This is a genomic window from Rathayibacter tanaceti (assembly GCF_009834165.1).
In the GTDB taxonomy this organism is placed as follows: domain Bacteria; phylum Actinomycetota; class Actinomycetes; order Actinomycetales; family Microbacteriaceae; genus Rathayibacter; species Rathayibacter tanaceti.
In genome coordinates, this window is record NZ_CP047186.1 from 2,443,300 (window position 1) to 2,456,113 (window position 12,814).

The window sequence follows — 12,814 nt, forward strand, 5'->3', positions numbered from 1 at the left end:
GAAAGGGATTACTTGTGAGATTCTCGCGTCTCGGCCAGGCGGCCGTCGTCGCTGCCGTCGCAGCGATCACGTTGACCTCCTGCGCTGCCAACGAGGCACCGGCCGCAGGCGGCTCCGACTCCGCCACCACGTCCACGCTCTCGGGCACCATCACCGGGATCGGCTCGTCGGCTCAGGGCACCGCGCAGACCACCTGGGCCGCAGCGTTCCAGACCGCGAACCCCGATGTGACGGTCAACTACGACCCGCAGGGCTCGGGCGCCGGCCGCACCAATTTCATCAACGGCGCCGCCGACTTCGCCGGCTCCGACTCCGCGCTGAAGGAGGAGGAGCTCTCGGGCACCTTCGCCGCCTGCGCGCCCGACACCAAGGGAATCGACCTCCCGGTCTACATCTCGCCGATCGCGGTCATCTTCAATGTGGAGGGAGTCGACGAGCTCAAGCTCGACGCACCGACCATCGCGGGCATCTTCAAGGGCACCATCACCACGTGGAACGCTCCCGAGATCGCGGCGCTGAACCCCGACGCGACCCTGCCGAGCGCGAACATCACGTCGGTGCACCGCTCGGACGACTCCGGCACGACGCAGAACTTCACCGACTACCTCGCGGCGACCGCGAGCGACGTCTGGGACGCTCCCGCCGCGCAGACCTTCCCGTACCAGAGCGGAGACGGCGCCAAGGGCACCTCGGGTGTCGTCGACGCGGTCAAGAACGGCACCAACACCATCGGCTACGCCGACGAGTCCGGCGCCAAGGGCATGGACATGGCCCAGCTCAAGGTCGGTGACGCGTTCTCGACCATCTCGGCCGACGGAGCCGCAGCGGTCGTCGCCGCCTCGCCCGTCGCCGAGGGCCGCGAGGACAACGACCTCGCGATCGAGATCGAGCGCACCGGAACCGAGGCCGACGCCTGGCCGCTGGTCCTGGTCAGCTACCTGATCGTGTGCCAGGAGTACGCCGACACCGAGAAGGGCGAGGTCGTCAAGCAGTTCGCCTCGTACGTGGCGAGCGAGGACGGACAGGAGGCCGCCGCAGCTCAGGCCGGCTCCGCGCCGTTGAGCTCGGAGCTCGCGTCCACGGTCGCCACCGCGATCGAGTCGATCAAGTAGTCCGACCGGCAGGGCCCGTCTCGCAGCACCATCCGCGGGACGGGCCCCGCCTGTGCGGGGTATCGACTCACCAGGACCGTGTTCCGAGCCCTAGCATCTCCCCTGTGCGCACCGCCGAACCCCCTCGTCTGAAGAGAGTCCCCTGGAATGGCAACTGAGACCGTCGTCCGCCCGAAGGCGAAGGTGCGTGTCGGAGATCGGGTCTTCTCGATCTCGACCGTCGCCGCCGGCTCCCTCATCCTCCTCGTCCTCGCCGCCGTCGCGATCTTCCTCGTCGCGCAGTCGATCCCCGCGTTCACGGCGCCCGCCGGCAGCCTCCCGGGGGATGCGACGAGCTTCTGGGCCTACGTCGGCCCTCTGGTGTTCGGCACGATCTGGTCGGCCGTGATCGCGCTGGTGATCGCGCTGCCCCTCTCGATCGCGATCGCCCTCTTCATCTCGCACTACGCACCGCGCCGCATCGCCATGGCGCTGGGGTACGTGGTCGACCTCCTCGCCGCCGTCCCCTCCGTCGTCTTCGGCCTGTGGGGCGCGACCGTGCTCGCCCCGATGGTGCAGCCCTTCTACCTGTTCCTGAACGTGAACGTCGGCTGGTTCCCGCTCTTCAGCGGCCAGGCCTCCGGCACAGGCAAGACGATCCTCACCGCCTCCGTCGTGCTGGCCGTGATGGTCATCCCGATCATCACCGCCGTCTGCCGCGAGATCTTCCTGCAGGCGCCGCGCCTGCACGAGGAGGCCGCGCTCGCGCTCGGAGCGACCCGGTGGGAGATGATCCGCATGGCCGTCCTGCCCTTCGGCGCTCCCGGCATCGTCTCGGCCGCCATGCTCGGCCTCGGCCGCGCGCTGGGCGAGACGCTGGCCGTCGCGATGGTGCTCTCACCCGCGACCGTCGTCTCGTTCCTCCTGCTCACCTCGCAGAACTCCAACACCATCGCCGCGAACATCGCCCTGCAGTTCCCGGAGGCGAGCGGCGTCGGCGTGAACGTGCTCGTCGCCTCGGGCCTCATCCTGTTCGTCATCACCCTTGTCGTGAACTCGGTCGCGCGGTTCATCGTCAACCGCCGCAAGGCCTTCTCGGGAGCCAACTGATGTCCGCCGCCACCACCTCGATGCCCCTGTCCCTGCAGACGGGTCAGCTGCCCAAGGGCGCCCCCTGGATGCTGCTGGTGGGCAGCTGGATCGTCTTCGCCGCGGTCTTCCTGGTCCTCCAGGCAGCCGGAGCGATGAACGACTTCAGCCTCGTCGGCGCGATCTTCTGGGGCACCGTCCTCTTCGATGTGGCCATCTACGTGGTGTCCCGCCTTGTCGAGGGCGGCCGCAAGGCGATCGACCGCCTGGTGACCTCGCTGGTCGCGACAGCGTTCATCATCGCGCTGCTGCCGTTGATCTCGCTGCTCTACACGGTGGTCTCGAACGGACTCGCGCGCTTCGACCCGCTGTTCTTCTCCTCCTCGATGCGCAACGTCATCGACGCGGGCGGCGGCGCCCTGCACGCGATCGTCGGAACGCTCGAGATCACGGCCATGGCCGGACTGATCTCGGTGCCGATCGGCCTGCTCACCGCGATCTACCTCGTCGAATACGGCCGTGGGCACCTCGCCCGCGCGATCACCTTCTTCGTCGATGTGATGACGGGGATCCCCTCGATCGTCGCCGGCCTCTTCGCCTACGCGCTCTTCGCCCTGATCCTCGGACCCGGCGTACGGATGGGCTTCGCCGGCTCCATCGCCCTGGCCGTGCTGATGATCCCCGTGGTCGTCCGCTCCTCGGAGGAGATGCTGAAGCTGGTCCCGAACGAGCTCCGCGAGGCCTCGTACGCGCTCGGTGTCCCGAAGTGGCTGACCGTCGTCAAGATCGTCCTGCCAACCTCCATCGCCGGCATCACGACGGGCATCACCCTGGCGATCGCCCGCGTCATCGGCGAGACCGCTCCGCTGCTCATCGTCGCCGGCTTCACCGCCTCGATGAACTACGACCTGTTCAGCGAGCGCATGATGACGCTCCCGGTGTTCGTCTACACGCAGTACGCCAATCAGGGTCCCGACGCGGAGGCGTTCCTCAACCGTGCTTGGACCGGCGCGCTGGTCCTCATCCTGATCGTCATGGCGCTGAACCTGATCGCCCGCCTCATCGCGAAGATCTTCGCGCCCAAGCTCGGCCGCTGACACCCACCCTCGGCTCCGGCCGAACTCCCCGAAGGAAGCAATGTCCAAGCGCATCGAGGTCAACGACCTCAACGTCTACTACAGCCAGTTCCTCGCCGTGGAGGGCGTCTCTCTCGCCATCGAACCCCGCACCGTCACCGCTTTCATCGGCCCCTCCGGCTGCGGCAAGTCGACCTTCCTGCGGACCCTGAACCGCATGCACGAGGTCATCCCCGGCGCGCACGTGCAGGGCGAGGTGCTGATCGACGGCAACAACCTCTACGCGCCCGGCGTCGACCCCGTGCAGGTCCGCCGCCAGGTGGGCATGGTGTTCCAGCGCCCCAACCCGTTCCCGACGATGTCGATCCGCGACAACGTCCTCGCCGGGGTCAAGCTCAACAACCGCCGGATCTCGAAGTCGGACGCGGAGGCGCTCGTCGAGCGCTCGCTCCAGGGTGCGAACCTCTGGAACGAGGTCAAGGACCGCCTCGACAAGCCCGGCTCCGGTCTGTCAGGCGGGCAGCAGCAGCGCTTGTGCATCGCGCGCGCGATCGCCGTCTCTCCCGACGTGCTGCTGATGGACGAGCCGTGCTCGGCACTCGACCCGATCTCGACCCTCGCCATCGAGGACCTGATCGAGGAGCTCAAGAACGACTACACGATCGTGATCGTGACCCACAACATGCAGCAGGCCTCGCGCGTCTCCGACCGCACGGCCTTCTTCAACATCGCGGGCACCGGCAAGCCGGGCAAGCTCATCGAGTACGACGACACCGCGACGATGTTCTCGCGCCCGTCGGTCCAGGCGACCGAGGACTACGTCTCCGGCCGCTTCGGCTGAGTCGCCGGCCCCGGGAACGAGAAGAGCCGCACCTCCCGCTGAGGGGATGCGGCTCTTCTCGTCGTGTCCGGACGGCTCAGGCCGTCGCGATGGCCAGTATCGGCTCGGTCGTCGGAGTCGGCGATCCGCCGGCCTCCTCGACCGTCACGGCGACCACGGCGCCCTCGGCGAGGGTGCCCTCGAGCGGTGCGACGGTGCTGCCGTCCCCGCCGTCGAACGTTCCGGCCGCGACCGGACCCGACGAGCCGATGTACCAGAGCTCGTAGGTCTTGTCGGCCGGGAGCGGCGACAGATCGTCCACCACGAGGGCGGAGCGGCCGAGCGAGTTCGACCAGACCAGGGTGGCGGACTCCCCCGTCGCGACCGTGCCCGCGGTCTCTTGTGCGTCGGGAGCGCTGCGGATCTGCTCGAGCGCCGTCTGCTGCTGGGTCTGGCGTGCATCAGGCGAGAGCAGCGGCGGGAGGGTCACCCCACCGACTACGAGCACCGCAGCGGCCGCTGCCGCGGACAGGTAGACCGCCGGTCGGGTGAACCACCGGCTCTGCGCGCGGTTCTCGGCGCTGCCGCGTCTGTCGCGCGCCACCGGGCTCGTCTGCATCGCGGGCGAGTCGAGAGGAGCGGCGCCGGGTGTACCGTGCTCCTCCTCCGGCTCAGTCAGCGGCAGCTGCGGAGTGGTGGCGATGAGCGCCATCAGGTCGGCTTTCACCGCCGGCGAGGGCATCACGACCGGCGCATCGGCGACGAGCGCCTCCGCCACCTCCGTGAACGCATCGGCCTCGCTGCGCGCCTCAGGATGCTCGGTGAGGAAGCGCGCATACCGCGCCTGCTCGTCGGGCGTCAGGATGCCCAGCGCGTGCCCCGCTGCGAGGTCTCGCGGGTCGTCCATCCCGTTGGGGAGTCGCACATCGTTCACAGGGCCACCCCCATCTCTTCTCGAAGTCTGATCATTCCGTCACGCAGGCGCGTCTTGACGGTACCCACGGGACACTGCAGGATCCCCGCGATCTCGCTGTGCGAGTAACCGCCGTAGTAGGCCAACTGCAGCGCCTGCCGCTGCAGCTCCGTCAAGCGGCCCATGGCGGCCGCGACCTTCTCGTGCTCGAGGGACACCTCCGCCTGCTCGGAGACCTGGTCGTAGTCGCGACCCAGGTCTCGTATACCGATGCGCATGTCCCTGTCGCGACCCGCTTGGGCCGCGCGGACCCTGTCGATAGCCCTGCGGTGTGCCATCGTGAGGATCCAGGTCGTCGCGCTTCCTTTATTCGGAGCGAAGCGTCCGGCGGTTTGCCAGATCTCGAGGAATACTTCCTGCGCCACTTCCTCTGACTGCGATCGGTCGACGAGAACGCGGGTGATCAGCCCGAGCACTCGTCCGGCCATCTGGTCGTACAGCTCAGAGAAGGCGGCCTGCTCGCCCTGGGCGATGCGCCCGAGCAGCGCTGCGGCATCCGCTGTGGTGTCGTCGGTCATGAACCCCGCCTCGCCCGCGCCCGGGCAGAAAGATTTCGCGTCATCCAGAAGGCTGTCACGGCGAGGCCCGCGACGACGACCGACACCTCGATCGGATGCGTCACGAATCGCACATCCAGCGCGAAGGATCCGAGGTCGACGAGCGCGGGTGCACCGAGCCGGGGCGCCAGCCAGAGAGCGATCACGGCGACGGCCGCCGCGGTGAGGCCCGGGTAGCTGCGGGGACGGATCAGCACCCATGCTCCGGCGATGATGTCGAGGACGGCCAAGACGCGCAGGACGGCTCCCTGTGCCACGGTCATCCCCGCGGCGAACTGCGCCCCCGCGGCCGAGTCGACGCTGCCCGCGGCGAGGAGGTAGAGGACAGCGACGACGATCAGGCCCGCGCCGGCCCACACGCGCGCCGCGATCCGGAACGCTCTGATGTTCTTCATTCCGGTGCGCCTGTCTGTGGGGACTCTGGCGAGGATCGACTCCTCCTGGGGCCCTCGCCCCGCGCACCGGTGCAAAGATGCGAGCAGAGAAGGGGCCGGACCGCAGGAACGCCTCTCGGCGCGAGGCCGCTCGAAGCGGCTATAAGTGGAGCCCGGGGTTACTGCGGTCCGGCCTCGTCGAGTGTAACAAAGGGCTCCCCCGTCACCGCGAGCGGCGTTCGCGTTCGGTGAACGCGGGTTGCGTGTCCCTACTCGAGCGAGTCGCTGCGCCAGAGCCGCGCGCAGCTCACGAGCTCGGCCGCCGTGGTCGACAGGCGGAGGGCTCGGGTGGTCAGCTCGCTCGCCCGGTCGGCGTCGACCAGCTCGACGTCGTCGGCCACCGAGGCGGCTCCGGAGGCGCTCACCCGGCAGAACGCGGCCGCCCTGTCGAGCGCGACCGCGAAGTCGCCGTCGAAGACGCCGCGCAGGATCCGATCGGCGAGCTCGGTGACCTCAGCCGGGCCGGTCGGCGCGCCTGCACCGGCGACCACCGGATCGATCGTGGCCGAGAGCTCGACTCCACGCTGATACAGGAAGCTCGTGCTGTCCGGGTCCTGCCGGATGACCAGCCGGAGCAGGTAGAGCCGCCAGAGCGCGCCGGGGAGGCTGGTGGCGCTCGAGCGAGCCCACAGCTCCGCGAGCGCGTCGATGCCGTGGTGGTCGGTGTACGCGACCAGCCGATCGATGACCACCGGATCGGGGTCGTCGCGGACCCGGCTGAGGAGGGCGATCGCGGTCTCGTGCGCGACCCGGGTGATCTGCGCCGGGTCCTCTCCTCCCTGGAACGCCTCGAAGACGTGGGAGGGGAACTTGGTCGGCTTGTGGAAGCCGTCTGTCATGGGGCCGCCTTCCGCGGTCGTGCGCTCGCGCATCGATGGGGGTTCGAGGAGGGTAACGCGCGCGCCTGCACGCGTATGCCCGGCGGGCGGCGGGCGGGGCGCTACCCTGGAGCGCGCGGGCCTCTAGCTCAGTTGGCAGAGCAGCGGACTTTTAATCCGCGGGTCGTCGGTTCGAGCCCGACGGGGCCCACCAGGAACGGCGCGGAAGTAGTGGCCCTGGCCTCAACTCCCGACGGCACAAACCCCGCCAGAACCCCTCGACACGTCCCGCTGAGCCCGGGAGGCATGCAAGTTCACTCGAGCTCTGCACGAGATGCTTGCTGTCCACGCGTCGGCACGAGGTTATGGGCCATCTTCGCGAGAACACAGTTCTGAACTGAGGGAAATGGTTTGCAGCCTTCCGACGGCAGCCATCTGATTCAAGCGTCGCCAGCAGTGGACGAGAAAAGATTTGCTCGCGCCCGCAAACGGTCGTAACGAGAAAGGGCCTTGCGAAAGTAAGACACATGCTTTGCGAAGTGCTCGGAGCCGTAAAACTCGATCAGAACATCTCGAAACTCGTCTAGGTCGAGCCCTTCTTCTTCCAAGAGAACAAGACATTCCAGTCTGAAATATAGCGTGAAACCCGAGTCCATCACGGCACGTGGGGTGGCGTATCTACCCTGCATCTCGCGCTGGAAGCGTTCCTCCGCGACGTTCAAAGGCCGCTCGGCCAACTGTTGCACCACCGGCGAGAGACCGCCGTAATTGACTGGCCCGTCCACGCTTGCCATCCGCCCGGCCTCAAACAAATACTTATGTACAGGGAGGATCGATGTGGAAGATGGGCGAATTTGGTCTGGGATACCGTAAGTGAGAACACTCTCCGCATCTAGCATTCTCTCCCTTATGCCGAGAACATCCCTTTCGAGATCACTTCGAGTCAACGATCGAGCACTGATGCTTGAAAGGTCTTCAAGATCTTTTTCGGAAAAATGACCAACACCGAAGACTACTCGAACTCCAGCTGCATCCTCCGCATCTATAGGTATGGCTCGTACAATTTCTCGGCTATCGCCTGGGTCCGGATGGGTCACAAGATCGAACACATGCTTGCGTAGTTCGCGAAGCACCCCAGCGGGAAATGGTCGCTCGAGCTGTCGTAGAGCTGTCCAGATCCATGAAAACGAGTGAGTTTCAAGCCTAGTGATTGGCAGTCGATGTCCGCCACGCTCGAGATTGGCGGTCTCGATCGTCGGAACAAAGCTGGAGTCGTTGTTCCATTCGACAAAGTAAATACGGGAACCGAGGGCTGCTAGCCTCTCTGGCCCGACCGCGGTGGCAATATTCCCGAGAATCTCACCCAGATAAAGGTCATTCAGGCTGTACCCCACGAAGATCACCGGGTGCTCCGCGAATATAGTCAGCAGCTTCGCGGCAAGGTAGTGGTTTCGATCTGAGAATTCTTGATAGTCGTCGGCTGTAAGGATGAGTGACTGCGGTCGAGTTGCACTGCCATGAATCTTATATGTTTCCGCGATGAACTGAGCATCGCTAAACATCAATTCTTCTTGCCCTACATAGGCGGTGAAACCTGGGAAAAGTTGGTCTGTGAGGGAGTCGTAATTTGTGGTAATCACGCCATCAACGACGACATCCTGAAGTAGTTCAACTTCTGCAGCCAACGCTGCATCATCCACTCCCGGTCGACCAGAAATTAGATCCTGGTGATCGATTACGTATTGAGCAATCGCAACCTTGATCGCTCCGTCCTTGTGAAGCTTCGCTTCGTCTTGATGAGCGTCGACCTGGTCGGCGTACTTGGCTTCCTTCCACCAGTGCGGATGAAAAGCTGCCGCCACCGAAGACGCAGCCTTCGGGTAGTCACCATCCGCCGAGGCCAGGTGATAGTTGAAATTCTCACCGACGTCCTCAGCGAAAAGCCGAAGCAGTCCCTCCCAATCGGGCAAACCGAGGTATCGCCGCGACACGCCGCTACCGACGAACAGGTAGGGAAGGGCGTTGTGCTCTGCCGAAAGTGCGGTCGCGAGCACATCTGCGAGTTCGCGTTCGTTCTCTGGCATCACTCGCGCGATGGGATCTGGCAACGCGTGCGCTGGCGTTGTATCCGAATCGGACGGCTGACCTTCATCGCTGCTCATGCCCGAACTCTACCCACACCTCGTTGTTCCGCTACCCGTGTCGCATGCTGCGCTTAGACCGCACTCTTGACCACGAAGGCGTCGAACTTCGCGACGTGCGAGGTGTAGTCGGTGGCGTAAAGGTGCGCGTAGATCGTGTCCGTCGTGGTCACGTTCGAGTGCCCGAGCCACCGGCTCACCTCGTAGGGCTGGAACCCGGCGGCCAGCCAGAGCGACGCAGCGGTATGGCGGAGGTCGTGGACGCGCATGTCCGGGAGCTTCGCGGCAGCGAGCGCCGGGCGGAAGTAGTTCCGGCGGAAGCTCGCATTGTCCATCACCCGCGAGTAGTCGAGCGAGTGCTTCCCGCCGACCGCTCGGCCCGGCCAGAACAACGCCGCCGGGTTGCCCGAGTGCGGGTGTTGGAGGAGGTACCGGCGGAGGTCGCGGATGAGCCCACTGTGCATGAGTGGGACGTCGCGGGTCGAACGCTTGGACTTGGGCGTGCCGGCCATCCACTCCCCGGCAACGTGCTGCATAGTCTGGCGCACCTGCACGTGGCCCCGGGCCAGGTCGACGTCCTGGACTCGGAGCCCCGCGAGCTCTCCAGCCCGCAGCCCGGTATATGCGGCGAAACGCACCAGCAGGTCGTAGGGCGCCGCCTTGGACAGCTGCGCGGCAAGCGCCTCAACCTGCGCGGCGGTGAGGAAGCTCGGCGTGAATTGGCCTGCGTTGTGGTTCTTCGGCAACTTGACGCCGTCACAGGGGTTGAACGAGATCAGCCGATCATGGAGGGCGTGCTTGCACACCTTGCGCAGCGCGACGTAGCAGTGGTGCACCGTCATCGGCGCCAGCCCCTCCGCGTGCAACTCCCCCACCAACGCCTGCACCTCCGCACGGGTCAGTGTGGCGATGCGTCGCTTGCCGAAGAGCGGCAGCACCCGGCCCGAGTACAGCAGCTCGGCCGACCGGTACGTGCGCGGCTTCAGCTCCGGCTTGCTCGCCGCCAAGGATGCAGCGACCACCTCTGCCACCGTCTTCGAGTTCTTCACCAGAGGCTCGGTGCTGGCCCCGCGCTCCAGCTCGGACTCCGCCGTCATACCGAACCGCTCCGCCTCACGCTTCGCAGAGAAGGTGCGTTGCTTGAAGGACCCGTTGCCGTCGCGCCAACGCACCTCGTAGGCAGCGCCGGTCTTCCGCTGCACCTGTCGAACGTTCGCGATCAGACGGCCTCCGCCCGGTCGGCGCGGTCCACGACGCGGCCGACAACTGCGTGTCGCCACTGGCCGGTGCCGCTGGGAGTGGGGACGCCGTCCGCGTCGAGGCTGCGGGCGATGGCGTTGAGGCTGAGCCCTGCGGCCTTGCGGTGAAGGATGAGCGCGCAGACGTCGGAGGGGATGGTCGAAGGCTTCCCGAGCTGGACACCCTCGGCGCGCTTCACAGCGAGAGCGGCCTTGGTCCGCTCGCCGATCATCTCCCTCTCCCACTGGGCAATCTGCACGACCATGCCCGCGATCAGCCGACCCGTCGCGGTGCTGGTGTCGAGGTCGAAGTCCAGGACGGCGATGGCCCACCGTTGCCGGTGTGACAGGTCGAGCAGGTCTCCGAAGTCGCCCACCGACCGCGACACCCGGTCGAGCTTGGCGGCGACGAGTCCGTCCGCCACCCGCGCCTTCCGAGAGCGGAGGGTAGCGAGGGCTGACTGGAGGCCGGGGCGGTCGGTGGTCTTGCCGGACACGCCGTCGTCCTCGTACCAGCCGACGATGTCCCATCCGTTGCGCTCGGCGGCGGTGAGGAGCTGCGCTTCCAAGCCGCACACCGTTAGCCCACCGCACCGAGCCACACGCGTTCGTTCTCGCGGATGTACGCGATGTCCCGGACGTAGATGCCGACATGGCCGTCCTCGATATGGCGCGCGAAGTTCTCGTCTCCGTCGGCCGCCGCCCCGGTCATCAGGGCGATCAGCGCCCGCAGCCGCGGGACGACCAGGTCAAGCGCCGCGCGCCGCTCACGCCGATCGCAGCCGTAGGCGTCCAGGAACGCTCGAAGGCGGCGCACCTGCGACCCCAGGGCCGAGAACTCGTCCTCTGCGCCGAACGCGACGGACAGCGGGGCGAACCGGTACAGCGCGTACGCCAGGTCCCAGGCCCTCGGACCCGGTCGCGCATAGTCGAAGTCGATCACAGCGACGGCGGTCCCGCCTCGGAAGACGACGTTGTACGGAGCGAAGTCGCTGTGGCAGACGACCTCGACCGGCTCCAACGGTTCGAGGCGGAAGCCGGTGGTGCGATCGGCGGCGAGGTCCACGGTCGCATCGTGGTAGCGCCGCAGCAGTTGCGCGGCGCTCACGAGCGCCGTGCGGCTCCGCATCTCGGCCGAGAGCGGGTAGTTCCCGACCTCTCCCGGGAGGAACGAGAGGATCTCCCTTCCGTGACCGTCGATGCCGAGCGGCACCGGGGCGCCGCCGAAGCCACGGGCGGACACCGTCTCGAGGAGGCGGTGAACCGCGGGACTCCACGCGCGAAAGGGGCGTCGCACGGTATCCCCGACGCGGACCACCCTCGTCGTGCCTCCGCCGGGCAGCTCCAACTCCTGGTCGTCGTCCACGATCCACTCCGTCCTGGTCACCGCCGCGGGTCCCGGGTCGACGGCTCCCTGCACGGGTCTGACGCACGCGCCCCGCCAGCGTTCCCGGGATCACCGTACAGAGGGATGAGGCCCCAGCGTCGGCCGCTCCGCCGCGGCGCGCGCGATGGGCGGGGTCACTCGTGGCAGAGCGACCAGTCCGCGTCGGGGTAGTCGCGGACGCTGCCGCCGACGATCAGGCGCCAGCGGCCGGCCTGATGCTCGAGGAGGCGCCCGGCGACCACCTCGGAGAGCCAGTCCGAATCGATCCGGTACCAGCGGACCAGGCGGACGGTGGTGGCGGTGTGCCGGAGCCGGGTCGACATCGGGACCTCCTTCTCGACTACAGGAGCAGCGCCGAGCGACGGGCGCAGTGTGGGCGGACGGGCGCAGGACCCGCACCGGGACGACGCCGTTGTCGACCGGCCGGGAGTCGGAGTGACGGGCATCCGGCGGACCTGATGTCTCGAACTCTAGACGGCTGGACGGCCGATGTCTGTCCCAGCGCCGATCACCCCCGACGGATGGCGTTCAGCGTCGGATGGAGACCGGCGGCAGGTCGATGCTCGTTGGCGCGACGCGGGCGGTGCGGGAGGAGCGGAAGGCGACGGCGTCGCGGGAGCGGAAGCGGAACCTCCGCGCGCGACGGCGCATCAGGCGCTCGCTGGGGCCGAGGGCACCGGCTTCGAGGAGCTGGCGGAGGGAGAGGGTCACCTGACGGGCCAGCCGGGGGTTGATCCGGCCCGGGACCCGGACGGCCTCGATGAGGTCGAGGGCGGTGTAGACCGTGCGCGAGATCGCCATGACCGAACCCTAGGCAGACGAACGCTGCGGCGCGCGCCCCGGAAGGGGGCGAGCACCGGAACTGATGCTCAGCCGCTCTGGGCCGCGGACGAGGGACGGGCTCAGTCGTGCCCGTTGCTGCCGTCGCCGCGACCGGTGGAGGACTGCAGGCGGTCGATGTGCTCGGAGGCCTGCGCCTTGGTGAGATCGGCCGGGAGGGTCTCGCCAGCCTCGCGGGCGAGCGTGTCGAGGTAGCTGCGCTGCGGGCCGGTCATCGGCTCGTCGCCGGTGACCCAGTCGGACGGGTCCTTGCTGGCGCTGGTGTCGCTGCCGTCATCGGCACGGGCGCCGAGGACATCGCCCTCGGTCTTGACGTCGGGATCGGTCGTGTTGTCATCGCTCATGCTGCG

Annotated in this window: 15 protein-coding genes and 1 tRNA gene; 5 read left to right on the forward strand and 11 right to left on the reverse strand. The window is 67.3% G+C overall.

Going from position 1 to position 12,814, the window contains the following annotated elements:
* Positions 1–14 precede the first annotated feature (14 nt).
* The 4 genes from pstS to pstB all read left to right on the forward strand — a co-directional run bounded on the left by pstS (position 15) and on the right by pstB (position 4,097).
* Entirely contained in the window at positions 15–1,112 is a 1,098-nt protein-coding gene (gene pstS / locus GSU10_RS11460) for a phosphate ABC transporter substrate-binding protein PstS (protein WP_068211602.1), read from the forward strand.
* Positions 1,113–1,259: 147 nt separating this feature from the next.
* Positions 1,260–2,201, forward strand: coding sequence for a phosphate ABC transporter permease subunit PstC (pstC, locus tag GSU10_RS11465; protein WP_068211606.1), 942 nt, complete (start codon positions 1,260–1,262; stop codon positions 2,199–2,201).
* Positions 2,201–3,277 carry a phosphate ABC transporter permease PstA gene (gene pstA, locus GSU10_RS11470; protein WP_132504910.1) on the forward strand — a complete coding sequence of 359 codons (1,077 nt, stop codon included), beginning with the start codon at positions 2,201–2,203 and terminating at the stop codon, positions 3,275–3,277. The genes pstC and pstA overlap by 1 nt, the downstream gene beginning before the upstream one ends.
* 40 nt (positions 3,278–3,317) lie before the next feature.
* Positions 3,318–4,097, forward strand: coding sequence for a phosphate ABC transporter ATP-binding protein PstB (pstB, locus tag GSU10_RS11475; RefSeq protein ID WP_068210810.1), 780 nt, complete (start codon positions 3,318–3,320; stop codon positions 4,095–4,097).
* A gap of 76 nt (positions 4,098–4,173) precedes the next feature.
* Here the strand turns inward: pstB and GSU10_RS11480 are convergent, their stop codons facing one another.
* The 4 genes from GSU10_RS11480 to GSU10_RS11495 form a co-directional block, all read right to left on the reverse strand.
* Positions 4,174–5,010: an anti-sigma factor gene (locus tag GSU10_RS11480; protein ID WP_132504912.1), complete on the reverse strand. Its 837-nt coding sequence runs from the start codon at positions 5,008–5,010 to the stop codon at positions 4,174–4,176.
* A complete protein-coding gene (gene sigK / locus GSU10_RS11485) occupies positions 5,007–5,567 on the reverse strand; it encodes an ECF RNA polymerase sigma factor SigK (protein WP_068210816.1) in 561 nt (186 codons plus the stop codon). Before sigK ends, GSU10_RS11480 begins: the two co-directional genes overlap by 4 nt.
* Positions 5,564–6,001: a hypothetical protein gene (locus GSU10_RS11490; protein ID WP_068210819.1), complete on the reverse strand. Its 438-nt coding sequence runs from the start codon at positions 5,999–6,001 to the stop codon at positions 5,564–5,566. Before GSU10_RS11490 ends, sigK begins: the two co-directional genes overlap by 4 nt.
* A 248-nt stretch (positions 6,002–6,249) precedes the next feature.
* The gene (locus tag GSU10_RS11495; protein ID WP_068210848.1) at positions 6,250–6,879 is read right to left on the reverse strand and encodes a DNA-directed RNA polymerase subunit beta; all 630 of its coding nucleotides are present in this window, start codon (positions 6,877–6,879) and stop codon (positions 6,250–6,252) included.
* 117 nt (positions 6,880–6,996) lie between these two features.
* Here GSU10_RS11495 and GSU10_RS11500 point away from each other — a divergent pair.
* Positions 6,997–7,072 (forward strand) — tRNA-Lys (locus GSU10_RS11500).
* A gap of 226 nt (positions 7,073–7,298) precedes the next feature.
* On the opposite strand, the gene GSU10_RS11505 is transcribed toward GSU10_RS11500, so the two are convergent.
* The 7 genes from GSU10_RS11505 to GSU10_RS11535 form a co-directional block, all read right to left on the reverse strand.
* Positions 7,299–9,020 (reverse strand): SIR2 family protein, encoded by a 1,722-nt coding sequence (locus GSU10_RS11505; protein ID WP_082845117.1) that lies wholly within the window; start codon positions 9,018–9,020, stop codon positions 7,299–7,301.
* Positions 9,021–9,073: 53 nt separating this feature from the next.
* A complete protein-coding gene (locus GSU10_RS11510; RefSeq protein WP_068210821.1) occupies positions 9,074–10,201 on the reverse strand; it encodes a tyrosine-type recombinase/integrase in 1,128 nt (375 codons plus the stop codon).
* Between the two features lie 17 nt (positions 10,202–10,218).
* Positions 10,219–10,806: a recombinase family protein gene (locus tag GSU10_RS11515; protein WP_158286104.1), complete on the reverse strand. Its 588-nt coding sequence runs from the start codon at positions 10,804–10,806 to the stop codon at positions 10,219–10,221.
* An 11-nt stretch (positions 10,807–10,817) separates the two neighbouring features.
* Complete coding sequence (locus GSU10_RS11520) at positions 10,818–11,603, reverse strand: aminoglycoside phosphotransferase family protein (protein ID WP_199220854.1); 786 nt, start codon at positions 11,601–11,603, stop codon at positions 10,818–10,820.
* A gap of 155 nt (positions 11,604–11,758) precedes the next feature.
* The gene (locus GSU10_RS11525) at positions 11,759–11,947 is read right to left on the reverse strand and encodes a hypothetical protein (protein ID WP_068210827.1); all 189 of its coding nucleotides are present in this window, start codon (positions 11,945–11,947) and stop codon (positions 11,759–11,761) included.
* 205 nt (positions 11,948–12,152) lie between these two features.
* Positions 12,153–12,425 carry a hypothetical protein gene (locus GSU10_RS11530; protein WP_068210830.1) on the reverse strand — a complete coding sequence of 91 codons (273 nt, stop codon included), beginning with the start codon at positions 12,423–12,425 and terminating at the stop codon, positions 12,153–12,155.
* 101 nt (positions 12,426–12,526) lie between these two features.
* The gene (locus GSU10_RS11535; RefSeq protein ID WP_104224714.1) at positions 12,527–12,808 is read right to left on the reverse strand and encodes a DUF3072 domain-containing protein; all 282 of its coding nucleotides are present in this window, start codon (positions 12,806–12,808) and stop codon (positions 12,527–12,529) included.
* Between the last annotated feature and the right edge of the window lie 6 nt (positions 12,809–12,814).